General features: G+C 33.6%; 24 protein-coding genes and 1 other annotated feature. Of the genes, 2 read left to right on the forward strand and 22 right to left on the reverse strand.

Annotation, left to right across the window (positions count from 1 at the left end; translation table 11 throughout):
* Window position 1 precedes the first annotated feature (1 nt).
* The 11 genes from glyQ to B9Y54_RS09295 form a co-directional block, all read right to left on the reverse strand.
* Window positions 2–913 carry a glycine--tRNA ligase subunit alpha gene (glyQ, locus tag B9Y54_RS09245; protein ID WP_085559986.1) on the reverse strand — a complete coding sequence of 304 codons (912 nt, stop codon included), beginning with the start codon at window positions 911–913 and terminating at the stop codon, window positions 2–4.
* A gap of 308 nt (window positions 914–1221) precedes the next feature.
* On the reverse strand, window positions 1222–2010 hold the full coding sequence (recO, locus tag B9Y54_RS09250) for a DNA repair protein RecO (protein ID WP_085559987.1): 789 nt from the start codon (window positions 2008–2010) through the stop codon (window positions 1222–1224).
* 104 nt (window positions 2011–2114) lie between these two features.
* Complete coding sequence (gene era / locus B9Y54_RS09255; protein WP_085559988.1) at window positions 2115–3023, reverse strand: GTPase Era; 909 nt, start codon at window positions 3021–3023, stop codon at window positions 2115–2117.
* On the reverse strand, window positions 3023–3433 hold the full coding sequence (locus B9Y54_RS09260) for a cytidine deaminase (protein WP_085559989.1): 411 nt from the start codon (window positions 3431–3433) through the stop codon (window positions 3023–3025). The genes era and B9Y54_RS09260 overlap by 1 nt, the downstream gene beginning before the upstream one ends.
* A gap of 16 nt (window positions 3434–3449) precedes the next feature.
* Window positions 3450–3851, reverse strand: coding sequence for a diacylglycerol kinase family protein (locus tag B9Y54_RS09265; RefSeq protein WP_085559990.1), 402 nt, complete (start codon window positions 3849–3851; stop codon window positions 3450–3452).
* Window positions 3829–4305 (reverse strand): rRNA maturation RNase YbeY, encoded by a 477-nt coding sequence (ybeY, locus tag B9Y54_RS09270; protein WP_085559991.1) that lies wholly within the window; start codon window positions 4303–4305, stop codon window positions 3829–3831. Before ybeY ends, B9Y54_RS09265 begins: the two co-directional genes overlap by 23 nt.
* A 33-nt stretch (window positions 4306–4338) precedes the next feature.
* Complete coding sequence (locus tag B9Y54_RS09275) at window positions 4339–6561, reverse strand: HD family phosphohydrolase (RefSeq protein WP_085559992.1); 2223 nt, start codon at window positions 6559–6561, stop codon at window positions 4339–4341.
* Window positions 6562–6600: 39 nt separating this feature from the next.
* Entirely contained in the window at window positions 6601–7572 is a 972-nt protein-coding gene (locus B9Y54_RS09280) for a PhoH family protein (protein WP_420836096.1), read from the reverse strand.
* Between the two features lie 234 nt (window positions 7573–7806).
* Entirely contained in the window at window positions 7807–8250 is a 444-nt protein-coding gene (locus B9Y54_RS09285; RefSeq protein WP_085559994.1) for a GatB/YqeY domain-containing protein, read from the reverse strand.
* 35 nt (window positions 8251–8285) lie between these two features.
* Window positions 8286–8459: a 30S ribosomal protein S21 gene (gene rpsU, locus B9Y54_RS09290; protein ID WP_007725241.1), complete on the reverse strand. Its 174-nt coding sequence runs from the start codon at window positions 8457–8459 to the stop codon at window positions 8286–8288.
* A gap of 202 nt (window positions 8460–8661) precedes the next feature.
* On the reverse strand, window positions 8662–9090 hold the full coding sequence (locus B9Y54_RS09295; RefSeq protein WP_085559995.1) for a Fur family transcriptional regulator: 429 nt from the start codon (window positions 9088–9090) through the stop codon (window positions 8662–8664).
* A gap of 207 nt (window positions 9091–9297) precedes the next feature.
* Here B9Y54_RS09295 and B9Y54_RS09300 point away from each other — a divergent pair, with 207 nt between their 5' ends.
* A complete protein-coding gene (locus B9Y54_RS09300) occupies window positions 9298–10128 on the forward strand; it encodes a pyruvate, water dikinase regulatory protein (RefSeq protein WP_085559996.1) in 831 nt (276 codons plus the stop codon).
* A gap of 59 nt (window positions 10129–10187) precedes the next feature.
* Here the strand turns inward: B9Y54_RS09300 and B9Y54_RS09305 are convergent, their stop codons facing one another.
* The 7 genes from B9Y54_RS09305 to hisS all read right to left on the reverse strand — a co-directional run bounded on the left by B9Y54_RS09305 (window position 10188) and on the right by hisS (window position 17857).
* Complete coding sequence (locus B9Y54_RS09305) at window positions 10188–10997, reverse strand: TPM domain-containing protein (RefSeq protein ID WP_234987891.1); 810 nt, start codon at window positions 10995–10997, stop codon at window positions 10188–10190.
* Window positions 10998–11046: 49 nt separating this feature from the next.
* Window positions 11047–11613: a LemA family protein gene (locus B9Y54_RS09310; RefSeq protein ID WP_085559997.1), complete on the reverse strand. Its 567-nt coding sequence runs from the start codon at window positions 11611–11613 to the stop codon at window positions 11047–11049.
* Window positions 11614–11841: 228 nt separating this feature from the next.
* Window positions 11842–12744 (reverse strand): deoxyribonuclease IV, encoded by a 903-nt coding sequence (locus tag B9Y54_RS09315; protein ID WP_085559998.1) that lies wholly within the window; start codon window positions 12742–12744, stop codon window positions 11842–11844.
* Between the two features lie 87 nt (window positions 12745–12831).
* Window positions 12832–13542: an RDD family protein gene (locus B9Y54_RS09320; RefSeq protein ID WP_090005011.1), complete on the reverse strand. Its 711-nt coding sequence runs from the start codon at window positions 13540–13542 to the stop codon at window positions 12832–12834.
* A 1-nt stretch (window position 13543) separates the two neighbouring features.
* Complete coding sequence (gene sppA / locus B9Y54_RS09325; protein ID WP_085560000.1) at window positions 13544–14581, reverse strand: signal peptide peptidase SppA; 1038 nt, start codon at window positions 14579–14581, stop codon at window positions 13544–13546.
* A 158-nt stretch (window positions 14582–14739) separates the two neighbouring features.
* Window positions 14740–16509 (reverse strand): aspartate--tRNA ligase, encoded by a 1770-nt coding sequence (gene aspS / locus B9Y54_RS09330; RefSeq protein WP_085560001.1) that lies wholly within the window; start codon window positions 16507–16509, stop codon window positions 14740–14742.
* Between the two features lie 22 nt (window positions 16510–16531).
* Window positions 16532–17857 (reverse strand): histidine--tRNA ligase, encoded by a 1326-nt coding sequence (gene hisS / locus B9Y54_RS09335; protein WP_085560002.1) that lies wholly within the window; start codon window positions 17855–17857, stop codon window positions 16532–16534.
* 73 nt (window positions 17858–17930) lie between these two features.
* Window positions 17931–18137, reverse strand: a binding site (T-box leader).
* A gap of 199 nt (window positions 18138–18336) precedes the next feature.
* Here hisS and B9Y54_RS09340 point away from each other — a divergent pair.
* Window positions 18337–19659 carry an N-acetylmuramoyl-L-alanine amidase family protein gene (locus B9Y54_RS09340; protein ID WP_085560003.1) on the forward strand — a complete coding sequence of 441 codons (1323 nt, stop codon included), beginning with the start codon at window positions 18337–18339 and terminating at the stop codon, window positions 19657–19659.
* A gap of 49 nt (window positions 19660–19708) precedes the next feature.
* Here the strand turns inward: B9Y54_RS09340 and dtd are convergent, their stop codons facing one another.
* From dtd to prmA, 4 genes are all read right to left on the reverse strand, one after another.
* A complete protein-coding gene (gene dtd, locus B9Y54_RS09345; RefSeq protein ID WP_085560004.1) occupies window positions 19709–20155 on the reverse strand; it encodes a D-aminoacyl-tRNA deacylase in 447 nt (148 codons plus the stop codon).
* Between the two features lie 26 nt (window positions 20156–20181).
* Window positions 20182–22392, reverse strand: a complete 2211-nt coding sequence (locus tag B9Y54_RS09350; protein WP_085560005.1) for a RelA/SpoT family protein — start codon at window positions 22390–22392, stop codon at window positions 20182–20184.
* Between the two features lie 260 nt (window positions 22393–22652).
* The gene (locus B9Y54_RS09355) at window positions 22653–23414 is read right to left on the reverse strand and encodes a 16S rRNA (uracil(1498)-N(3))-methyltransferase (RefSeq protein WP_085560006.1); all 762 of its coding nucleotides are present in this window, start codon (window positions 23412–23414) and stop codon (window positions 22653–22655) included.
* A 1-nt stretch (window position 23415) separates the two neighbouring features.
* Entirely contained in the window at window positions 23416–24366 is a 951-nt protein-coding gene (gene prmA / locus B9Y54_RS09360) for a 50S ribosomal protein L11 methyltransferase (RefSeq protein WP_085560007.1), read from the reverse strand.
* Window positions 24367–24390: the final 24 nt, after the last annotated feature.

Below are 24390 nucleotides of genomic sequence, written 5' to 3' on the forward strand. Positions count from 1 at the left end.
ATTATTTTACCTCCTCAGTTAAATTTAGATGATCTTTTAGCAATGGATAACCAAGTTTTTCTCGTTCAGTAACAAAAGCAAGTGCGATAGCTCGTGCCATCTTACGAATGCGGGCTAAGTAACCAGCTCGTTCAGTAACCGAAACCGCTCCTCGTGCATCTAATAAATTAAAGGTATGGCTACATTTTAAAACATAATCGTATGCTGGATGAACTAAACCCGCTTCAATTTGAACAGTAGCTTCTTTTTCGTAGTCTTCAAATAGGTGCAATAATAATTCTTGATTGCTATTTTCAAACGCATATTTAGAGTGTTCGTATTCGGGCTGAATGAAAATTTCCCCGTATTTCACTCCTTTTGTCCACTGAATATCGTAAACACTATCTACTTCTTGTATATAAGAAGCCAAGCGTTCTAAGCCATAAGTTAGTTCACTAGTGACAGGGAAACAGTCTAATCCGCCAACTTGTTGAAAATAAGTGAATTGCGTGATTTCCATTCCATCAAGCCAAACTTCCCAACCTAAACCTGCACAGCCCATTGAAGGGTTTTCCCAGTTGTCTTCAACAAATCGAATATCATGTTTTAATGGATCAATACCTAAGAGAACTAGACTATCTAAATAAAGTTCTTGAATATTTTTTGGTGAAGGTTTCATGACAACTTGAAATTGGTGATGTTGAAATAAGCGGTTAGGATTTTCTCCATAACGGCCGTCGCCTGGACGTCTTGAAGGTTCCACGTAAGCTGCATTCCATGGTTCTGGTCCAATAGCTCTTAAAAAAGTATAAGGACTCATCGTTCCAGCTCCTTTTTCAGTATCATAAGATTGCATTAATAAGCAACCCTTATCTGACCAGTAATTTTGTAATGTTAGAATAATTTCTTGAAATGTCAACGGCTCTTTTTTCATTTAAAACACTCCTTTTAGTTATTTAATATAAAATAAAAAAGTCGTCCCTATGTTGATAATTATCAACATAGGGACGACTTTCATCGCGGTTCCACCCTAATTCCAGTATATAACTACTAGCATCTTTATTGGACAGCTCCAGAATGCCTTTCGATTTCTCTCTCGTTCTGGCTTTCACTATCCCAGATTCGCTAAAAACAAGAGCATAAAATCTACTTTTTTCTTTCTACGCTGTTTTATTCTATTGACACTATCATATCTCTCTAGAGAAACGTTTGTCAATCCTTTCTTTTAAAAATCTAACATATTTAATCTGTCGGATTTGGCTTTCTATCTAATAGTAAATCGCCCCATTGATACATTTGATCAATAAATCGCTTACTTTTTAATTTTATCCCAACGGATTCATCATAAATCATATCCAAAACAACTCTAATTTCTTTTTTTGTTTCATCTTTTACTTTAATTGTTCCTAAGTGATCCATTGAAACTACTGAAAATAAACGTAAAAAATAAATCGCTCTTTGACTCGCATGGTAACGATATTTGTCTAAGTCCCAATGTTTTTGACAAAGCAAGCCACCGTAGCTTCCTGAATAATCAAATAGACCCGTCGTTTCACCACATTCGCGACAACCTCGCCATTCAGGCGCAACTCCAAAATAAGGTAAAATTTGAACTTCAAAAATATTAACTAAAATTTCAGGATCTGTCCCATTGTCTATTTCTATAAGTAATTGTTTCGCTTTATGAAATAACGTTGGATCAGACACACCATCCTCAATTGCTACGTCAACTAAGCTCAATATATAAGTAGCATATGCATTTAAAAAAATATCCGTATGCAACTGATTTAAATGGATTAAGTCCTTGGCATCACGAATAAATCCAAGACCGGTATCTTTAATATCAGTTATATAGGTTGCCATAGTGAAAGGAAGTACAGCAGCTTTCAAATTACTATTTGATTTTCGAGAACCTTTGATAAAAAACATTCTTTTACCAAGTTGGGATGTAAAAATTTTAACAAGTCGATCACTTTCTCGGTAATTACGGATTGAGATAACAATCCCTTCTGTTTCTTGTAATTCTGACAAGCTACCTACTCCTTTCTTAACTTTAAACTCTAGCTGATAAATGAAATAGAAAATAAAATCTCACTAAAATAAGTGAGATTTCTCTTCATTCCATTCAAAACTAATTAATAATCTTCTTTACGGTAACCAAAATCTTGTAAGTTTGTTTGACGATCACGCCAATCTTTTTGTACTTTTACCCAAAGATCTAAATAAATTTTATCGCCAAGGAGCACTTCAATATCACGACGAGCACGAATGCCAATATCTTTTAGCATCTTGCCACCTTTACCAATAATAATCCCTTTTTGACTAGATCGTTCAACAATCACTGCTGCATGTACTTGAACTTTTCCAAGCTCATTTCTTTGCATACTTTCAACAACTACTGCAACTGAATGAGGTACTTCTTCACGTGTTAATTGCAATACTTTTTCACGTATCAATTCAGAAACAATAAAGTATTCCGGGTGATCCGTTACTTGATCTTCTGGATAGAACTGAGGTCCTTCAGGTAAATACTTGAGGATCTCAGAAAGCAATGTGTCGACATTATTTCCTTGGGTAGCTGAAATTGGAATGATTTGTTCAAAATCCATTTCTGTCCGGTAATCATCAATGATTTCAAGTAATTTATCTGGATGAATTTCGTCGATTTTATTAATCAATAAAAAGACGGGTGTTTTTTGTTCTTTTAATTTATCAATAATAAAGTTATCTCCAGGACCACGTTTTTCGACTGCGCTGACCATAAAAAGAATCGTATCGACTCCTCTTAGACTACTTAATGCAGATTCTACCATGAAATCACCTAAGCGATGTTTAGGCTTATGAATTCCTGGAGTATCAATAAAAACGATTTGCGAATCATCCGTTGTGTAAATTCCTTGAATTTTATTTCTCGTCGTTTGAGCTTTATCGCTCATAATCGCAATCTTTTGGCCTACTACTCTATTTAGTAAAGTTGATTTACCTACATTTGGACGTCCCACAATTGAAACGAATCCTGATGTATGCTCTTTATTATTTTCCATTAAACCATATCCTCCGATTGAAACGCCCCAGGTAAAAGTTCTTTTACTGTCGTCTCATATTTATCTCCGTTTGTATTTGTTAACAATACTGGCATATCCGGCTCACAGAATTCTACCATAACTTGTCTACATGCGCCACAAGGAGAAATAGGTCCAGTTGTTCTACCTGTTACAACTAACTGTTTAAATGACTTCTTCCCTTCAGAAACAGCTTTAAAAATGGCTGTCCGTTCTGCGCAATTACTTAGACCATAGGAAGCATTCTCAATATTACAGCCACTATAGATTATTCCATCATCTGTTATGAGAGATGCACCTACTGGAAATTTTGAATAAGGCACGTAAGCGTTCTCTAACATTTCTGTTGCCTCTTTTATTAATTGTTGGGTTACCTGTTTATTAGTTGTCATGATTTAATTCTCCTTTTCAAGTAAGTAATATGAAAATTTTAGGTAAAAAAATAATAGTCGCCGTAACAATTGAAAAACATGCCGTGCTTAAAACAGCCGCTGCAGCCATATCTTTCGCTTTTTTTGCTAATGGATGATAGTGATTCTCTGTTATTAAATCAACAACATTTTCAATAATCGTATTTAAAATTTCCATAACTAAAACCAAAAAAATACTTAGTATGATCCATAGCCATTCATTTTTTTCAATTCCTAGAAACCAAGAAATAAAGAGAGTAATAATCCCTAAAATGAGATGGGTGCGCATATTTCGTTCTTCTTGGAATACCGTTTGAATACCTTTGAAAGCATATTTAAAAGAATCGATAAAGCATGAGTTTTTGCACGCACCTCTATTATCTTTCGAGTCCATAGGCATCTAATATCTCTTTCTGCAAGCCGAACATTTCTTTTTCTTCAACTGGCTCCATATGATTGTAACCATTTAAATGTAAGAAACCATGAAGAGCAAGAAAACCTAACTCACGATTAAGTGAATGCCCATACTCATTAGCCTGTTCTATTGCTTTATCAACTGAGATGACAATATCCCCAATATTTCTAGGTACTACCCCTTCAAAATCGGCTAGATTTAAGATAAAATCATTTTCAACCTCATCTTCAAGAGCAAAACTAATAACATCTGTTGGTTGATCTTTGGAACGAAATTCTCGATTAATCTCTTGGATTTTTTCATTGTCGACAAATAAAATGGATAATTCAGTTTCTTTTTCTAAATGAATATAATCTCCAGAAAAATCTAAAATAGCTTGAACCATTTCTTTTTGTTCTATCGTAATTTTATTTGTTTCATCAAACAAGTCTATTTCCATGTTGTATTGTGCCTCCTAAGTGCAATAGAAAAATTATGCATCGCCTTTATTCAAGTTTTTATCTTCTAAACTTGGGTATTCAATCCTAGAATGAAACGTACCATTTAGTCCTTCACAGATAGATTTTTCTACTATTTTTAATTCTTTGATAGAAATTGTGCACTCATCAAACTGCCCATCAGTCATTCGACTATTAATTAGTTGATGAATAAAACACTCTATCGTTACTTTTGTCGGCTTTGTCATTGAACGAACAGCTGCTTCTGCACTGTCTGCTATATTAATGACAGCGGCTTCTTTTGATTGCGGTTTTGGTCCTGGATACCTAAAATCTGACTCTTGAACAGTTTCATCTAATTCTTTTGCTTTAATATAAAAGAACTTCATTAGCGTTGTTCCATGGTGTTGAGCACAAATATCAATAATCGATTGCGGCATTTTTGCTTCTTTTAATATCTTTACCCCTTCACTGACATGTCCAAAAATAATGTCTCTACTTTCATAAGGTGTTAATAAGTTATGCGGATTATCCATACCTGAAGATAAGTTTTCGACAAAGAAAAGAGAATGCCTTAATTTACCCACATCATGATAATAGCAAGCGACTCTTGCAAATAAAGCATCGCCACCTATTGCCCCTACAGCGTTCGCGCTTAAATTGGCAACCATTAAACTATGATGGTATGTACCTGGTGTTTTTGTGACGAGTTCTTTCAACAAAGGATTCGTAGGATTTTCTAATTTCATTAAAGTTAATACCGCATTATCTGTAAACAATAATTCGAGATAAGGTGAAAATAAAATCGCTAAAAAGTACGAAATTAATCCACTCCCTAATGCAAATAAGTTAATCAAGATAGAGTCACTAGAGAAAAACGATAAATTCAAGTAGAAAATAAGTGAACCGATAAATAGCGCATTAAAAAAGGATACCCACATAAATGTATTTAAAAATTGATCAACAATTCTTTTCTTTGTTATCATTGTCCCCATCATACCACTAAATAAATAAAATAAAGATAAAATAAAGGTACTATTTGAACCGGTATTTTCTCTAAATAAAAACAGAGAAAATGCCACTAAAAATCCATTTGAAACAATACCATATCTTCTAGAACTAAATGTTGTTAACAATATCGGAGCTAACGCAGCTGGAAATAAAAGACTGATATTGGCTAATCCTGATTCTTGCATTAACGAGAGAGCTTTTAAAACTAGTAGTGTGCTAGTCATTATTAATGCATACAAGGTTAGTTCCTGACCTTTTTTTAACAAAGAATCTTTTTTTGTCCTTCCTAAATAAAACAAAACTAGTGCTTGTGCTAATAGGATTAAAAATAAACTGTAAAAAAGATGATAGGAAGATTTGTTATCCAGTAAACCAAGTAATTTAACTTGTTTTATAACATTACTATCAACGACATGTCCTTCTTGTACGATTACTTGGCCTTGTAAGATTAATGCAGGCTGAACAGAAGCTTTCGCACTTTCACGTTGCTTTTCTGTTACTTGCTCGTTATAAACATTGTTTTCAATTAAAGAATTATCTAAAATTAAGCTGGCTACTCGCTGTTGGTCAGCAGTAAATTCCCAATAATCTAAACTAGCGATAGCCTCTTGCTTTTTTTTACTAAGTTCGTCAACTCTAATAGAAACAGACATTACATCAGAAAGAGTTTTTGTCGTTGCTTTTTCAATTTGAATCGCTATTTCTTCAGTTGCCCCAAGCAATTCAAGAACAGACCACTCAGGCAATGAATTGACAAATTCTTTTGTTTCCTCATCGTTATTTATTAATTTAGCATTAAATAGAGTGAGTTTTTCTTTTGGTGTTAATCTTTTTGCCGCGACACTTGCTGTTTTATTTTCTTCTTTTTCATTTGAATCTGCTTTACTTTTCTCATCTTTTACTACTTCTTGAAACTGCTCTTCTGCTAATTTATTAGCTTCTTTAATAATCGCAAACAATAAATGGATTTTTTCTGTTTGAATACCATTTAAGTCAGCTTTATAAGAGTAAACTGGAGCAACATTATCAGCTGCTGTCTGTTTATTTTCAATCGTTTTTTCTAAATCTTCAACAGTTGACTGAGCACGAATTGTTTCATTAGAAACTTGATAAAGCTTGATATCTAGTACTCTTGGTTTCAAATTGCTATATAAAATAAAGAAAAGAGCAATAGAAAAAATGAGTAGTAAGATAGGGATATAGAATTTCCCCATTTTATTTTGTATAGTAGTCAAGTATCTACGCATTTATTCACATCCTAACGACTATCAATCATACTTAAATGATTAACTAGGTTTCTTTTTTTCATCATAAGCTTCTATAATGCTTGCAACAACTGGATGTCTTACAACATCTTTTGAGTCAAAATAAACAAAGTTGATATTTTTAATATGATTGAGAATACTTTCAGCATGCGTTAATCCACTGGTAGCTCCTTTTGGTAAATCAATTTGAGTAACATCGCCATTAATAACCATCTGTGACCCAAATCCTAGACGAGTCAAAAACATTTTCATTTGTGAAACGGTTGTATTTTGGGCTTCATCTAATATTACAAATGCATCTTCTAGCGTACGACCACGCATATAGGCAAGAGGAGCTATTTCTATCACACCACGTTCCATTAGACGAATAGTATGTTCTAATCCGAAAAGATTGTACAGTGCATCATAAATAGGTCTCAGATAAGGATCTACTTTCTCCTTCAAGTCGCCTGGTAAAAACCCTAAATGTTCTCCCGCTTCAACAGCAGGTCGTGTTAAAATAATCTTTTTAACTTCTCCATTTTTTAAAGCATTGATTGCCATAACAACAGCTAAATAAGTTTTACCTGTTCCAGCAGGTCCGATGCCAAAAGTAACCGCATGATCTGTTATAGATTTAACATAGCGACGTTGCCCAAAATTCTTTGCCCGTATCAGATTTCCTGCAAAATTTTTGCCGACTTCTTTATCATACATACTTACAAAGTAATCTAACGTTCCTTCTTGTGCCATTTTAACTGCAGTAACAACATCTGGTTCGCTTATAGAAATTTTTTTATTAATTAATTCTTGTAATTTATTTAAAATAGTTTCAATTTTTTGACCTATTTCGTTTGAGCCGAGAACTTCTATTTTATTGCCACGACTGTTAATAGTTAATTCCATTAGATCTTCGATTAACTGTAAATTTCTATCTTGAGAACCAAATAATACCTGTATATCTTCTGTTTCATTTAATTCAAAGCTATAAGATTCCACTTTTTTACTAGACAAACATTCGACACCCCTTTTTATTCCTCTATTAAATAAATATGCTAGGATTTTCATAAGTATTATTGAATACATTATTATTTTACCACAAGTATGATACTAATTTATAGTTTTGATTCTTTATCTGAAAGAAAATTATGTAGTATTCTGACTGTTGTACATCATTAACCTAAATTTAACGATAGGAGAGTAAAAATAAAAAAGCAAAGGAATAAACCTTTGCTTTTTTATAAGGATTTAATTCAGTTGATCTTTAACTAGGCGATTAATTACGTTTCCTTCTGCTTTGCCTTTGATTACCGGCATAACAATACCCATAACTTTACCAAAATCTTTCATTGAGGTAGCATTAACTTCAGAAACAGCATTTGATATAATCACTTGTAGTTCTTCTTCAGAAAGTTGTTGAGGTAAATATTTTCCGACGAGTTTGATTGCTTGATTTGTTTGTTCAACCAAATCCTCTCTATTAGCTTTTTTAAACTCTATTAGAGATTCACGTCTTTGCTTCATCTCGCGAGAAAGAAGTGTTAATTCCTCATCCTCACTCAACTCATTACCTGTTTTAATTTTTTCATTTTGAAACGCAGCTTTTAGCATGCGCAAAACAGCCAAAGTATTTTTATCTTTAGCTTTCATAGCAGTTTTAATATCATCGTTTATGATTGTTAGAAGTGACAAAACTTTCTCACCCTCAATTCCTATGCGTTATCTGATTAGAACTTACGTTTTCTAGCCGCCTCAGATTTCTTCTTACGTTTCACACTTGGTTTTTCGTAGAATTCGCGTTTACGGGCTTCTTGTAAAGTACCAGTTTTGGAAACGGAGCGTTTGAAGCGACGAAGAGCATCATCAAGAGATTCATTTTTCTTAATAACTGTTTTTGACATTGTAAATTCCCTCCCTCCGTGCTTGTAAAAGTAACAATTCATTAGTTAAACAACATTATTTTTGTGGAAACTAAGAACAGTCCTTCCTTATTATATCGAATGTATTTTTTTACGTCAACAAAGTATTTGCTTTTTATTGAAAATACTGTAAAAAAAGCATTAAAATAGCTTTATCTTGACACTATTTTTCTATTAAAGTTGCTTATAAGTTATTTATATCCGAACATTCTTTGCATTTTCCAAAAATTTCGAACCGATGCGACTCAATTTCACAGCCACTTAGTTGCTCTTTAAAAAAATCCATTGGACACATTTGGATATTTTCGGTCATCCCACAACTTGTACAAATAAAATGGTGGTGATGTCCTTGATGCATACATCCAAAACGGAACATCTTTTCTCCATTTAATTCGGTTTCTTCTAAAATATCTACTTTAACGAAGCTATATAAATTACGATATATCGTATCATAACTAATCGTTGGATAAGATTCTTTTAGTAATAAATGGACTTCTTTTGCAGTTAAATAACGATCTTCATTAACAAATATCGACAACATTTGTTCTCGTTTGTCTGTATACTTATACCCATTTTTTTTCAAAATAACAATAGCTTTTTCAACTGCACTCATGTTTTTAAGCATCCCCCTTGAATGATTCCTACAATCTATTATAGCGTATCTCTATTCTAGAAGGCAAGAAGCCTGTTTATCGACCACCCGGCTAAACTTGTTTATTAGGACCTTCCTTCTTTTATTACAAAAAATCGGTTATAATTAAAAGGGCACCTTTAAAAATTGTTTTATTGACGTTTCTATTCAGAAAAGAGGGGTAACCTATTGGAAAAACAAAAAAAGATTAACCTATATATTATTTCAGATTCTGTTGGTGGAACAGCCAACAACTTAGGACAAGCAGCTATGTCTCAATTCCCAGGCGTCGATGCAAATGTCTCAGCCTATCCTTTTATTAGGGGAGAAGATACACTTTATTCAATTCTTGAAAAAGCTCATAAAGATAATGCCTTAGTTATCCATACCTTAATATCTCCTACATTAACTAATCTGATTATTTCCTATTGTGAAGACCATGATTTATTTTGTTTTGATGTCATTAACCCGGTCGTTAAAGAAATTGAACAACGGACAAGTACTAAACCTTTGGAAGAACCAGGAATACTGCATCAATTAAATGACAATTACTTTGATCGTATCAGCGCAATTGAATTTGCCGTTAAATACGATGATGGTCGAGATCCAAAAGGCTTTTTAGAAGCTGATATTGTCTTATTGGGTATTTCGCGTACCTCTAAAACACCTTTAAGTATGTTTTTGGCAAATCAAAACTATAAAGTTGCTAATCTACCTTTGGTTCCTGAAGCTCACATTCCTGAGACTTTATGGAAAGTTAACCCCAAAAAAATTGTTGGGTTAACAAATGATCGACATGTATTAAATAGTATCAGAAGAGAACGCATGATTGCATATGGATTAAATCCCGAAACAGGTTATTCAAAAATCGACCGCATTGATGAAGAATTAGTTTTCGCAAAAAAATTATACGATCAACTAGATTGTTTAGTTATTAATGTTGCAACAAAATCAATCGAAGAGACTGCCGCTATTATCGTTAACACATTACAGTTGGATTCTAAAAAAAGAACATTTTAATCTATTTATTCCAAGCAAAAAGGAGATAATGTGATATTATCTCCTTTTTGCTTTTTAAATTAAAATCCACGACTAGATCCACCACCGCCAGAGCTTCCTCCACCGCCGAAACCGCCGCCGCCAAAACCACCGCCTCGACCGCCACCGCCTGCAGACATTCCAATTAGAAATGGCAAAATACTTCTAGAACGACGTCCACCAGAACCGCCACTACCACCGGAAAAGAAGCTACTTACAAGGAAAAAAATGATTAAAATAATGAAAACTGTGGACATACCACCGTCATTTTCATCATCATAGGCTGTTTCATCAACTTGATAACCCGAAAATATTTCCTCGCTATCAAAATTATACTCTTTATTGACTTTAATAGCTGTCTCAGTAAAAATATTTTTTAAAGCTGCATCAAAATTATCATTTTTTAAATCTTCAATATTCCGGTCTAAGATAGCACCTGTCCCACTATCTGTCAAAGGACCTTCTAAACCATATCCAACTTCAAAACGAATCTCACGTTCTTTTGCAGCCATTAAAATTAGTACGCCATTGTCTAATTTATCGCCACCAATACCCCATTTTCCAAATAACTCTTCACTATAATTTTCTATTACATCGCCATCTAAGCTAGTAATAGTTGCAACAACAATTTGAGGTTGTTCAGTCGTATCTTCGTAATGTTTATTTGTATCAATGATAAATTTTTCTGTTTCTGGTGATAACAAATTTGCTTCGTCAAAAACGTAAAAACTTGTTGATGGTTCGGGATATTCAGTAACCGCCATTACTTTTAGTGGACTAAAGTAAAGGCAAGTTAAACCGAATACGACTAGAAAGTATAAAAATTTAGTACTCTTCTTGTCTATTTCCACATATTTTCCTCCTTTAAATAAACGATACGATTGAATAAAATAAAATAATTTAGTCGAAATTTACTTCTGGAGCTACTTCAGCTCCAGCTACAGCTTCAAAATATGGTTTTGAATCAAAACCAGTAATACTTGCAATAATAGATCCAGGGAAACGTTTAACTTTGTTATTGTATCCTTGAACAGCTTCATTGTACCTTTTTCTCTCAACTGCTACTCGATTTTCTGTCCCTGCTAATTCATCCATTAGTGCTGTAACATTTTGATTCGATTTTAAATCGGGATAATTTTCAACAACAACTAATAAACGAGATAAAGCTGAAGACACTTCATTATTTGAATCTATTGTTTCTTCAACTGAGCCAGCGCCAGCTAACTTAGCTCGTGCATCAGCAATATCTCCAAAAACAGTTTGTTCTTGTGTCATAACACCTTTTACTGAGTTAACAAGATTAGGAATCAAATCGTTTCTTCTTTGTAACTGTGATTCCACTTGGGACCATGCAACATCAACATTACTTTCTTCTTGTACTAAACCATTATATGAACCAATAAAGGGCACAACTAGTATTACTAAAGCTAGGATAACACCAATAGCTATTTTCATTCCTTTTTTCATATAAAACTCCCTCTTTCTATTAATCTAATATTTTTGAATTTTACTTACTATTAACACTCTGCCATTATACGTTAAAAAAATAAAAAGTAGATGAGACTTTAGTCGGAATATGGTTTTAAAACTACTTATTAAGGCCTTCCTACTATATTAATTATGCCATAAAGTTCGTCATAAAAAATTGGAATATCAACCTTTTTATTATCAAATTACTAAGATTTATTTAACAGTTTAATAGTCTCTTTGCTTTAAAATATCTTCTAATAAATCAGGATTAAATTCTTGTGATCTTAACATCTTTATTTCGTGTCCATAAGGAGCTAATTTATTTTTTTTATCTTCTCCAACAAAGGGAGTTTCTAATATTTTTGGTAATAACTTTAGCTTTGGGTGGTGGACCACAGCATTTAAAGCCTCGAAGCCTATTGTTCCAAAACCTATATTCGCATGGCGATCTTTATGGCTACCTTGTGGATTTTTTGAATCATTTACGTGAATAACCTTTAATTTATCTAGCCCTATAACATCATCAAACTCTTGTAAAACACCATCGAAATTAGTTTTAACATCATATCCCGCATCGCTGATATGACAAGTGTCCATCGTGACCGACAGCTTATCACTCATCGTAACTCCAGAAATAATCTCAGCTAACTCTTCAAAAGAACGACCTATCTCTGTCCCTTTTCCAGCCATTGTTTCTAAAGCAATTTGTACCAATTGATCTTTATGAAGTACTTCATTTAACCCTTTAATAATTTGTTTGATTGCTGCTGGAGCCCCTTCACCAACGTGAGCGCCAGGGTGCATCGTAATTTGTCTAGCACCTAAAGCTTCTGCACGTATTATTTCTGCTTTCAAAAATTCGATACCAAAAGCAAAATTTTCAGGTTTCAACGTATTTCCTAGATTAATAATATAAGGAGCATGAACAACTATATTCGATATTCCATGTTCTTGCATATAAGCGGTGCCTTCCTCAATATTCATCTCTTCTATTGATTTTCTTCTCGTATTTTGTGGTGCACCAGTATAAATCATAAAGGTAGTTGAATGATAATTCGCAGCATCTTGTGCGGAACCTAACAACATTTTCTTACCACTCATTGATACATGCGATCCTAATAAATCCATATTCTTTAATCCCCAATCTTCTCTTTAAACTCTTATTCATTGTAAGGTAGTTCAGCCAAAAGAACAAACCAAAATGGTCGTTTTCATCTATACGTGAATGAAATTTTCAGATTTATACCAGTCTTTTACATATAACGTGTTCTCTAATACAACTGATGTATCAGTAAATAAATCGACAACGTGTTGCTTTCTTTTTGTAAAGAGAACGGATAAATATAAAAAACTGATTGTCTTCAAAACATAACGACCAAAACCTTCACGAATAATAACCGTCATCCAGCTTAATTTTTCTTCTTTAAAACAAACAACTCTTAAACCAAAAATCATTTTCCCAATTGTTTGTCCGTTAGTTAATTTCGTTATAAAAATAAAATAGAGAAGAAATACAGCTAATTTACTAATTGAATATAAAGATAAATAATTAGTGCTCATTGGTGCTTGAGTTAACACAAAGTAAGAACGGACAATTAAACGGTTCAAGCTACTAATAACTAATAAATCAATAAGATAGGCAAAAAAACGAAGCCAAAAGCCACCATAAAAAAAAGTAGGGTAATAATTAAATGGTGTTTTTTCCAACTGTTTTCGCTTATTTTGTTCCTTCCAATAAAGTCTACGTTCGTTTCTCAATTCTTCAAGATTCTGAATTTTTTCGTCTTTTTCATCATCTTTATCTGGTTGAATTAAAGGCCTTTCATTTTGTACATCGGCTTCTTCTTTTGCTAGGAAGAGTTTTAATTCACTTAAATCTAATTCTCTTGTTGTACCTTTTTCAGTTGACTCATTTTTATTAGCCATCTTATTTACCTCCATAAAGGTACATCATTCTAGGAGTTTGAATATCGTTAAGCTGTTTTGTCAATTCCGTAATCATTTCTTCTGACATGGATTTTTGAGTAGTCAACTCACTTACTTTAGAAGTTAAAAGTGATTTAAATGACAATGAATCAGACGAGTACTGAAAAACTTCTGCATCTTCAATTTTATTTTCTTTTTTTAATGCCTCTAAAGCATTTTCTTGGTAACCAATTTGGTCAACTAAACCAATTCCCTTTGCTTGGGCACCATCATAAATTCTTCCATCTGCAAGTGATTTTACTTCATCAGTCTTTTTGTTTCTACCTTCCGCTACAACTGTTACAAAACGATTGTATGAATCATCAACTAAACTTTGTAAAATTTGTTCTTCTTCTTTTGACATTTGTTTACTTGTAGAACCAATATCTTTGAATGGACCACTCTTTATAGTTGTATCCTCAATGCCAATTTTCTTATATAACTCACTTACATTAAGGTTACTCATAATCACACCTATTGATCCCGTTAACGTTTCATTTGATGCGAAAATCTTATCTGCAGAGGCTGCTATGTAATAACCGCCACTAGCTGCAACATTGCCCATTGAAACATAAAGTGGAATCTTTGTTGTTTTTTGAATTTCATCTATTTTATCTTTTATTTGAGCACTTTCATAAGTGCCGCCACCTGGAGAATTAATAGATAGCAAAATTCCTTTTATTGAGTCATCTACTTTTATTGCTTCTAACTGTTCTATGAAAAAAGTATGATTGTAACCGGATGTATCTAATAAACTAGCTGTTTGATTGGCTACAATTGCTCCGTTAACTTCAAGTAGTACAATTCGTTCTTTTTGATTTCCTTTAGAAACAATCGTTTCACTTAATGCTTGTTGTCCTAAAAATAGATTGGCTGTTTCCATCATTGCATTATCTGATTCCCCAGTCGGATTAGCTTTCAACGTTAAATCACTTATAATGATTGAAAGTATAAAAAGTCCAATTGCTATAGAAATAGCCGTCCATCTTTTAGTTGTCATAATTTTTTTCCTCCTTTTAATTCTCTTCCTTTAATTTTACAACTATTACAATCTATTTCAAGTAGCGATTTAAAAAAATAAGCACTAAGAACTTTTTTGAAAAAGTTTCTTAATGCTTATTTAAAAATGAGCTAAGATAAACACATATTTCCTATCGCTTACTCTTCTATTTTTAATGTTCTAATCGAAATATCTTTTAATTGTGCCTCACTTACTAGATTCGGAGCTTTTGTCAATGGATCGACTGCTCGACCATTTTTAGGAAAGGCAATAACTTCGCGAATATTTTCTTCTCCTGCTAATAACATTGCGAAACGATCTAATCCTAAAGCAATCCCTCCATGAGGTGGGAAACCATACTCCAATGCCTCTAATAAGAAACCAAATTGCGCTTGTGCTTCTTTTTTTGTAAAACCTAATGCTGAAAACATTTTTTCTTGAATTTCACGAGAATGAATTCGCAATGATCCACCACCTAGTTCGTAGCCATTTAAAACAATATCATAAGCTTGTGCATGGACTTTTTCTGGTGCTGTTTCTAATAATGCAATATCTTCTTGTCTAGGCATGGTGAAAGGATGATGAGCAGCACTAAAACGTTTAGCTTCTTCATCGTATTCTAATAACGGCCAATCAACAATCCATAGGAAAGCAAATACAGATTTATCAATTAAGTCTAATTCTTTTGCTAACTTAGAGCGAAGTGCTCCTAATGCATCTGACACAACTGATTTTTTATCCGCAACAAATAATAATAAATCACCAGGTTCCGCTTCTAAACGACGGATTAAGTCTTCTGGATTCTCTTTAAAGAATTTAGCGATAGGCCCTTTTAATTCATCTTTTTCTACTTTTAACCAGGCTAAACCTTTTGCGCCATAGATGGAAACAAACTCTCCCAGAGCATCGATATCTTTTCGGGAAAATTTATCTGCTAATCCTTTAACATTAATAGCTTTAACTTCTCCACCGTTAGATACAGCTCCACTAAAGACTTTGAATTCAGAATCTTTAACTAAATCACTGATTTGAATAAGTTCTAAACCAAAACGAACATCAGGTTTATCGCTACCAAAACGATTTACCGCCTCTTCATAGCTCATTTGTGGAAAAGGTCTGGGTATATCAATGCCTTTTGTATCCTTCATCACTTTAACTAACATTTCTTCTGTAAAACTTTGAATTTCATCCGCTTCTAAAAAGCTTGTTTCGATATCGATTTGAGTAAATTCTGGTTGACGATCCCCACGCAGATCTTCGTCTCTAAAACAACGAACGATTTGATAATAACGATCGAAGCCTGCTCCCATTAATAATTGTTTAAATAATTGTGGAGATTGAGGCAAGGCGTAAAAATGACCCGGATGCACACGGGAAGGAACTAAATAATCACGAGCACCTTCAGGAGTTGATTTTGTCAAATAAGGTGTTTCGATATCAATAAATTCTTTGTTATCTAAATAGTTACGAACAGATTGAGTCATTTTGTGTCGTAGCATGAAATTTTTAGTCATTTCTGGACGTCTTAAGTCTAAATAGCGATATTCTAGCCTTTTATCATCTGAAACAGATACACCATCTTCAATATAAAATGGTGTTGTTTTTGATTCATTTAAAACAGTTATTTCTTCTACTTCAACTTCTAATTCTCCAGTAGCAATATTTTTATTGATAACATTCTCATCACGTGCGACTACTTTTCCTTTTATTTCAAGAACGTATTCATTACGAACAGATTCTGCAATAGCTAATGCTTTTTTTGAAAAAACAGGATTAAAAACAACTTGAATAATACCTTCTCTATCTCGTAGATCGATAAAGATTAAATCACCCAAATCGCGTCTCTTTTGAACCCAACCTTTTAAAATTACTGTTTGGCCTAATAAATCTTTTGAAACTCTTCCGCAATATTCTGTGCGTCTTGCCATTTTTTTCAACTCCTAATATCGTCTATTTTTCTTTATTAAAAAAATCGTTAAATGCTGTCATGTCTGTTGTCTTCACATTAAACACTTTTTCGAAATCTTTATAAATCTCTTTTAATTTTACACTTGATTCCGTATTGTTTTTCATCACTTTAAAGTTAACTTCCCCATTACTTAACTCATCTTCACCAATTGTCAAAACAACTTTAGCATTTAACTTAGAAGCTGTTTTAAATTGAGCTTTTGCTTTTCGATCAAAATAATCCCGATCTGCAGAAAATCCTGCTTGACGAATCGTTTGCACTAATTTTAATGTCTCAATACTTGTTGATTCTCCTAAGCCAACAACGTAAACATCTACTTCGTGTGCATTAGGTATCTCAATTTCTTCTGCTTCTAAAGTTAAGATTAATCTTTCTAAACCTAAAGCGAAACCAAATCCAGGAGTAGTAGGTCCTCCAATTTCTTCTACAAGACCATCGTATCGCCCACCAGCACAGATCGTTGTAATGGCTCCAAATCCAGGCGCATCACTCATGATTTCAAAAATAGTATGGTTGTAATAATCTAATCCCCTTACCATATTGCTATCAATTTGGTAAGGAATGGCTAATACATCTAACATTTTTTTTACCGCTTCAAAGTGATTTTTTGATTCTTCGTTTAAATAATCTAAAATAGAAGGAGCATCTTTAACGATCTCTTGATCATTTTTATTTTTACTATCTAACACGCGCAAAGGATTTTTATGCAATCTAATTTGTGACTCTTCACTTAATTGATCAAAATGTGGTTCCAAATAAGCAATTAGTGCTTCACGGTAAGCTTTTCTACTTTCTTTATCTCCAAGCGAATTAATGATTAAAGAGAAGTGTTTTAAACCAAGCTCATTAAACAAATCCATTGCTAGCGACATCGTTTCAACGTCAATCGCCGGATTCATGCTACCGAATACCTCAACACCTAATTGATGGAATTGCCTCATACGACCGCCTTGTGGTCGTTCATAACGAAACATTGGTCCCATATAATAAACTTTATAGGGTTTTGCATATTCTGGTCCAAATAATTTATTTTCAACGTAAGCACGAACAACTGAAGCTGTCCCCTCTGGACGAAGAGACATATGGCGTTTGCCTTTATCGTGAAAATCATACATTTCTTTAGAAACAATATCACTTGTCTCCCCTACTCCTCTTGAAAATAGGTCATAACTTTCAAAAATTGGTGTTCTAATTTCGCTAAATTGATAATCTCCTAAAATGACTTTTGCTGTTTCTTCTATATACTGCCATTTTAATGAATTAGACGGCAACAAGTCAGCTGTTCCTTTTGGTCTTTGAATTTGCATGTTATACGCTCCTCAGTTTAATAAGTAAATTAATTTAAAAGTAAAAATAAAAAAAGCCCTTATTCCATAACGGAATAAGGACGAGTTTAATTTATTTCTCGTGGTACCACCTTTTTTCGAGAGCAAAGCTCTCCTCAACGATTAACGCTCGCAACGTAATAGCTTTTCACCATTAACCCTCAAGAATGTCATTCAGATTTATAATGGGAACCATTTTCAGCCAAGATGGTCCTTTCTGTTTGCACATTATTAAACTTACTATTTCTCTCAACGGGTATTTATGTTCTAATAGGGTTACATTACAAGAAAGCTTTGTACTTGTCAAGTTCTCTAAAGTAGGATTTTCTAATAAGTCTTTCATTTCTCAAGTGAATTAGCAAATCTTTGATTGCATAACAAGTCATTTAATTGTTATAATTAAAGAAAATCTAAATCAAACGGTTGCATTTATTTGTAATAAGAAGGTAGTGAGTGATTAAATGAAAAAAATTGATAAATTAAAACGACCAAAAAACTTATTTTTTTTTCTAGCCGTTCTTTTATTTATTAGTATGACAACTTTTTCCACATTTGTCCTTGCTAACCAAAATACGATTAGAGTTGATGCAAGTGTTGTAAATATCCGTACTGGTCCTGGTTTATCTTATGATATTATGACACAAGTTGTTGGCGGAGAAAAAATAAATATTCTATCCGAAGAAAATGAGTGGTACAAAATCCGCTTAAGTAACGACCAAATTGGCTGGGTTGCCAGTTGGTTGATAGGAAATACAGAGTTCAGTGTTGCGTCAAATAAATTAGGTGTTATTTCTATTGAAACAGCTAATATTAGAAGTGAAGGAAATCTAGAGGCCCCTATTTTAGGGGAGGCTGTTAAAGGTACCGAGTTAACAGTTCTTTTCCAGCAAAATAATTGGACTCAAGTACAATTTAATGGACAAGTTGCCTGGGTTAGTTCTGATTTAATTGAAATAACAGCCGAAAAAAAATCAATTATTCCGATAGCTACTTCGACCAAAAATACTGAAGATAGTTCTATTGAAACCATTACTGCACGATTCGAAGACACAAATATTCGAAAGGGCCCTTCTACTAATGAAACCATCCTTTTTAAGGCTTCTAAAGGCGATAATTTCACCTATTTAAGTACGGATGGTGAATGGTATAAAATTAAAAATAGTGATGGTCAAACCGGTTATATCGCTAACTGGGTAGTAGATTTATCAGAAAATCAAACGGCTGCACCTCCAGCTAATATTTCCTCCTTAGCTGAAGCTACAATTGTCATTGATGCTGGACATGGTGGCGAAGATCCTGGCGCTCCTGCACCAAATTATAACGAGAAAGAAGCTACTTTAGAAACAGCGAGTGCCCTTTCTGGTAAACTGAAACAAGCTGGTGCTAATGTTATCTTAACTAGAAGCTCAGACGAATTCGTTAGTTTAGACCAACGTACCGTTATAAGCAATCAATCTTCTGCAGATGTATTTATTAGTCTACATTATGACTCAACAGAAATCCCTAACGAAGTTAGCGGGACAACAACTTACTATTATCATGAAAAAGATAAGGGTTTAGCTGAAACTATCAATAAACAACTTGGGATTAACAACCCATTACCAAACAATGGGACTCGATTTGGTAATTTTTATGTCTTACGTGAAAACACTCAGCCTGCACTATTATTAGAACTAGGCTATCTAAATAATACGGTCGATCAAGCGACTGTTTACACAAATTCTTATCGTGCATTCGTTGTTGAAAGTATTTACCAAGCCTTGAACAACTATTTCTCTTCTTAACTAAAAAAAGCCTCTTTATCCTTCCTAGGAATGAATAAAGAAGCTTTTTTTATTTATTTTTACTATCAATCATAATTGTAACTGGACCATCGTTTATTAAAGAAACTTGCATATCTGCACCAAAAACACCCTGCTCAACGTGTAAATCATTTTTTCTTAATCCTTCATTGAATAATTCATACAAAGGAACAGCTATTTCTGGTTTCGCTGCTTGAATAAAACTCGGACGGTTTCCTTTTTTTGTTTCTGCATGTAATGTAAATTGAGAAATAGATAAAATAGAACCGTTAATATCTCTAACAGACAAATTCATTTTATCCGATTCGTCTGAGAAAATACGCATCATTATTATTTTTCGAACCAAGTAATCAACATCTTCTTTCGTATCATCCGATTCAATTCCTATTAATAATACTAAGCCATATTCAATAGCTGCTATCGTTTCATTGTTTACCCTTATTTCTGCTTGTCTACTTCTTTGGATAACAATTCTCAAATTCAACCTCTTTTCTATGTGTTTAGTTAAGATGATATTCTTTGAACATTATAGACGTCAGGAATCATTTTTATCTTATCTATGATTCTTTCTAGCTGATTTAGATTGGGAATTCCAACAGTCAACGTAATGGTTGCCATACGATTATTATCTACTTTGCCACTGACATTATTTAAATTACGTGTCATACCATTCACAACTTGTAAGACCTCATTTAATAATCCAGAACGATTATATCCTTCAATTTGAAGATCTGCATCGTATTCTTGTCCTTGTGATGAGGTATCTTCCCACTCTACATCAATTAATCGATTTTCAACGTCTTTTGCAGCTTTTACATTTGGGCAATCCGCTCTGTGAATAGAAATACCTCTTCCTTTTGTAATATACCCTACAATTGGATCCCCCGGAACCGGGCTACAGCAACGACTAATTCTTACTAATAAATTGTCGACGCCTTGAATCACAATTCCGCCTTCGTGACGAACTTTAATTTTATCTGTCTCTTTTTTTGATTTTACTTCGATAGTCTCAATTTCTAATGCTTTCTTTTCGGTCTCTCTCACTCGTCTTTCTTTTTCAGTTAAACGGTTAGCAACAGCAAGTGCGGTAACTTCACCAAAACCTATCGCTGCGTATAAATCTTCTTCAAACGTAAAATTAAATCGATCCAAAAGAAGTTTCATATTTTGTTTTGTTAAAAATTCTTTTGGTACAAATTGCATGTCGTTAAGTTGTTTTTCAAGAGCTTCTCGACCTTTTATAATGTTTCCTTCACGATCTTGTAATTTAAAGAAACGTTTAATTTTATTTTTTGCTTTACTCGTTGAAACGACACTAATCCAATCTCGGCTCGGGCCAGATGAATTTGGTGACGTTAAAATTTCAATAATATCGCCCGTTTTCAGCTTATAATTCAAAGGAACTATTTTCCCGTTTACTTTAGCTCCAATCGTTTTATTGCCAATCTCTGTATGGATATGGTAGGCAAAATCTAATGGACCAGCTTTTGATGGCAATTCACTTACATCCCCTTTAGGAGTAAACACATAAACTTTATCCCTAAGAATGTCACCTTTTACACTTTCCATAAAATCACTTGCATCATGAGATTCACTTTGTAGTTCTAAAATATCTCTAAACCAAGATATTTTTTCCCCTACATCTGAACTTTCCATTTTCTTGGTTATGCCTTCTTTATATGCCCAATGCGCAGCAACACCATATTCAGCTACTTGATGCATTTCTTCCGTTCGTATCTGAACTTCTACCGGCCTTCCATTTGGACCGATAACTGTCGTGTGAATAGATTGGTACATATTAGATTTTGGCATCGCAATGTAGTCTTTAAATCTCCCGGGCATTGGCTTCCACCTTGTATGGACGGCACCTAAAACAGCGTAACAGTCTTTAATTGAATCGACAATCACACGAATAGCTAGTAAATCATAGATTTCATTAAATTGTTTCCTTTGATCTTTCATCTTAATGTAAATAGAATAAATATGTTTTGGACGTCCGTAAATATCAGCATGAATACTCAACTCGTCAACTGAATCTTGGATAATTTGAATAGTATTTGAAATATATAATTCTCGTTCGTCTCTTTTAGAATTCATTAAATGTACAATTCGATAATATTGTTGTGGATTCAAATATCGTAAAGAAGTATCTTCTAACTCCCATTTCACTTTGCTAATCCCTAAACGATCAGCTAATGGCGCGTAAATTTCTAGTGTTTCATTTGCAATGCGTCTTTGTTTATCTGGTCGATGAAATTTTAATGTCCGTAAATTGTGAACTCTATCCGCTAATTTGACCATAATAACACGTAAATCTTTGGCCATTGCCAATAGCATTTTACGATGATTTTCTGCTTGTTGTTCTTCGTGCGATCTAAATTCAATTTTCCCTAATTTTGTCACACCATCAACTAACATGGCTACTTCTGGTGTAAATTCCCTAGCAATATCTTCAAATGTAATATCGGTATCTTCAACTACATCATGTAAAAAACCGGTTGCGACAGTTACTGGATCCATTTTCAGTTCAGCTAATATGCCTGCAACTTGAATCGGATGAATAATATAAGCTTCTCCAGATTTTCGTAATTGTCCTTCATGAGCTTTAGTAGCATAATCACATGCTTTTTTAACAAAGGCAACATGGTTACTGTTCATGTAAGCAACGGTCAAGGCTATAACCTCTTGAGATGTATAGATTTTATTTTTTGGCATATTATCACCTTCTTTTTTTAGTTAATCCTACGTTTAGTTGTATTGGTTTTATTCCATTTAAAAATAAACCGTTGATAAAACAAGTTTTATGATTAATAACTTTCTGTTATTATACCGATAAAGATTGCTTTATTCAATGTTTAGAAGATTCTTCTTAGTTAGTTTGCCAGCCACTAACTCTTAAATTAACACTACATTCGATTTATTATCTACTTAGTAAATAGTAAAAAAAGTGCCATTAAAAAAAGACACTTTTTTCACTATTTATTTAATTCAAAATGATAAGAAATAGCTGCCAGTGCATATAAAGGAGCTGTTTCTGTTCTTAGTATTCTTGGTCCTAGCGAACAAGTTATCATTCCTGCTTCGGTAAGAGAGTCAATTTCTTCTCGACTTAACCCACCTTCAGGTCCAAATACGAGTAGAACTCTATCGTTAGGCCGCAACTTGTTTACTACTTTTGCAAAATTTGTCATTTCGCCTTTTTTAGCACTCTCCTCATAAGCTACTATACAAGCATCGTAAGAGGTTGCTAAGTTCACTAATTCTTTAAAAGATACAATTGGTGTTACTCCCGGAATCCTAGTTCTGTGAGATTGCTCGGCTGCTTCCTGAGCTATTTTATTGAGACGCGTAATTTTTTTATCACTCTTTTTTTTATCCCATTTTGTAATAGAAAAGCTTGCTTGAAAAGGAATAAAAAAAGAAGCACCCAATTCTGTTCCTTTTTGAATGATATAGTCTAACTTATCTCCCTTTGGCAATCCGCTAGCAACCGTTACTTCTAATGGCAATTCTTTTTTACTTGTTTCATCTGATACCCATAATAGACTAACAAAATCACTTTCTATTTTTGTTAGTTTTGCTACAATGGCTTTTTGATCAGGAAAGACTAAGTAGACAGTCTTTCCAACTTCCATACGCATCACACGAGTCATATGGTGGTGTTGCTCACCAGTTAATCTGATTTCTATTGTCTGGTAACTATCCTTACGATTTTCAGTAATAAAGTAGCGTTGCATCTTATTCGTCCTCTTCAGGTTTCTTAGCAATAATTGCAACCCAATCTTTCATTTGTAATACTTGAATGATTTCAAATTCTTGTTCTTTCAGTTGCGTTAGAACGGTTTCTTTTTTTGTTTCAATAATTCCAGACGCCAAAAACAGACCTCCTGGTTTTAAAACGGACCAAGCTTGGGGAATCAAAGGCAAAATAATTTCAGCTAGGATATTAGCAACGACAATATCTGTTTCTATTTCAATTCCTGCTAATAAATTATTTGCAACAACTTCAACATCTAATGCGTAGTCGTTTAATAAAATGTTATCATACGCTGACCTAACAGCTACATCATCTAAATCATATGCACGAACTTTTCCTGCACCCAAAGCTTTAGCAGCGATGCTCAATACACCCGAACCCGTTCCAACATCCAGTATAGTCTCATTGCCTCTAATACAATTTTCTAATGACTGAAGCGATAATATAGTTGTAGGATGTGTTCCTGTTCCAAAAGCTAATCCTGGATCTAATCTAATGATACGTTCATCTGTATGTTCTGTTTCATAGTCTTCCCAGTTAGGAACAATTGTTAAAAATCGTGTGATTTTTAATGAATGATAGTATTGCTTCCAAGCGGTAGCCCAGTTTGTTTCAGCAACTTCGGAAATAGTTAGAATATTTGGCTCAATAGATAAACCAACTACTTTCAAGTTAAGAATTTGTTCCTTGATACTAGAAACAATCTCTGGGGAAAATAATGTTTCTAAAAAGTAAGCTTTTACTAGTGCCCCTTCTTCTAAAAAATCGCTTCTATCCAGCTTCCATATTTGTCCAAATCCATCATCTGGAACATTAAAAAAGTCTTGACTGTCTTCAATAGCAACACCTTCAGAACCTGCTTCAATTAAAATGTTCGAAACAGCATCGACAGATTCAGTCGCTGTCTGTACGCTTACTTCAATCCAATTCATTTTATTCGTTACCTCCTTTTATTT

Origin of the sequence: Carnobacterium iners (assembly GCF_900177385.1) — a bacterium.
GTDB classification, from domain to species: domain Bacteria; phylum Bacillota; class Bacilli; order Lactobacillales; family Carnobacteriaceae; genus Carnobacterium_A; species Carnobacterium_A iners.

Bases quoted from the DNA above. Each gene is read 5' to 3' on its own strand.
- glyQ (WP_085559986.1), bottom strand. From the start codon at position 913: ATGAAAAAAGAGCCGTTGACATTTCAAGAAATTATTCTAACATTACAA.
- era (WP_085559988.1), bottom strand. From the start codon at position 3,023: ATGGAAAATAATAAAGAGCATACATCAGGATTCGTTTCAATTGTGGGA.
- B9Y54_RS09260 (WP_085559989.1), bottom strand. From the start codon at position 3,433: ATGACAACTAATAAACAGGTAACCCAACAATTAATAAAAGAGGCAACA.
- B9Y54_RS09265 (WP_085559990.1), bottom strand. From the start codon at position 3,851: ATGCCTATGGACTCGAAAGATAATAGAGGTGCGTGCAAAAACTCATGC.
- ybeY (WP_085559991.1), bottom strand. From the start codon at position 4,305: ATGGAAATAGACTTGTTTGATGAAACAAATAAAATTACGATAGAACAA.
- B9Y54_RS09275 (WP_085559992.1), bottom strand. From the start codon at position 6,561: ATGCGTAGATACTTGACTACTATACAAAATAAAATGGGGAAATTCTAT.
- rpsU (WP_007725241.1), bottom strand. From the start codon at position 8,459: ATGTCAAAAACAGTTATTAAGAAAAATGAATCTCTTGATGATGCTCTT.
- B9Y54_RS09295 (WP_085559995.1), bottom strand. From the start codon at position 9,090: ATGAGTGCAGTTGAAAAAGCTATTGTTATTTTGAAAAAAAATGGGTAT.
- B9Y54_RS09310 (WP_085559997.1), bottom strand. From the start codon at position 11,613: ATGAAAAAAGGAATGAAAATAGCTATTGGTGTTATCCTAGCTTTAGTA.
- B9Y54_RS09315 (WP_085559998.1), bottom strand. From the start codon at position 12,744: ATGGATTTATTAGGATCGCATGTATCAATGAGTGGTAAGAAAATGTTG.
- B9Y54_RS09320 (WP_090005011.1), bottom strand. From the start codon at position 13,542: ATGGCTAATAAAAATGAGTCAACTGAAAAAGGTACAACAAGAGAATTA.
- sppA (WP_085560000.1), bottom strand. From the start codon at position 14,581: ATGACAACTAAAAGATGGACGGCTATTTCTATAGCAATTGGACTTTTT.
- aspS (WP_085560001.1), bottom strand. From the start codon at position 16,509: ATGGCAAGACGCACAGAATATTGCGGAAGAGTTTCAAAAGATTTATTA.
- hisS (WP_085560002.1), bottom strand. From the start codon at position 17,857: ATGCAAATTCAAAGACCAAAAGGAACAGCTGACTTGTTGCCGTCTAAT.
- B9Y54_RS09340 (WP_085560003.1), top strand. From the start codon at position 18,337: ATGAAAAAAATTGATAAATTAAAACGACCAAAAAACTTATTTTTTTTT.
- B9Y54_RS09350 (WP_085560005.1), bottom strand. From the start codon at position 22,392: ATGCCAAAAAATAAAATCTATACATCTCAAGAGGTTATAGCCTTGACC.
- B9Y54_RS09355 (WP_085560006.1), bottom strand. From the start codon at position 23,414: ATGCAACGCTACTTTATTACTGAAAATCGTAAGGATAGTTACCAGACA.
- prmA (WP_085560007.1), bottom strand. From the start codon at position 24,366: ATGAATTGGATTGAAGTAAGCGTACAGACAGCGACTGAATCTGTCGAT.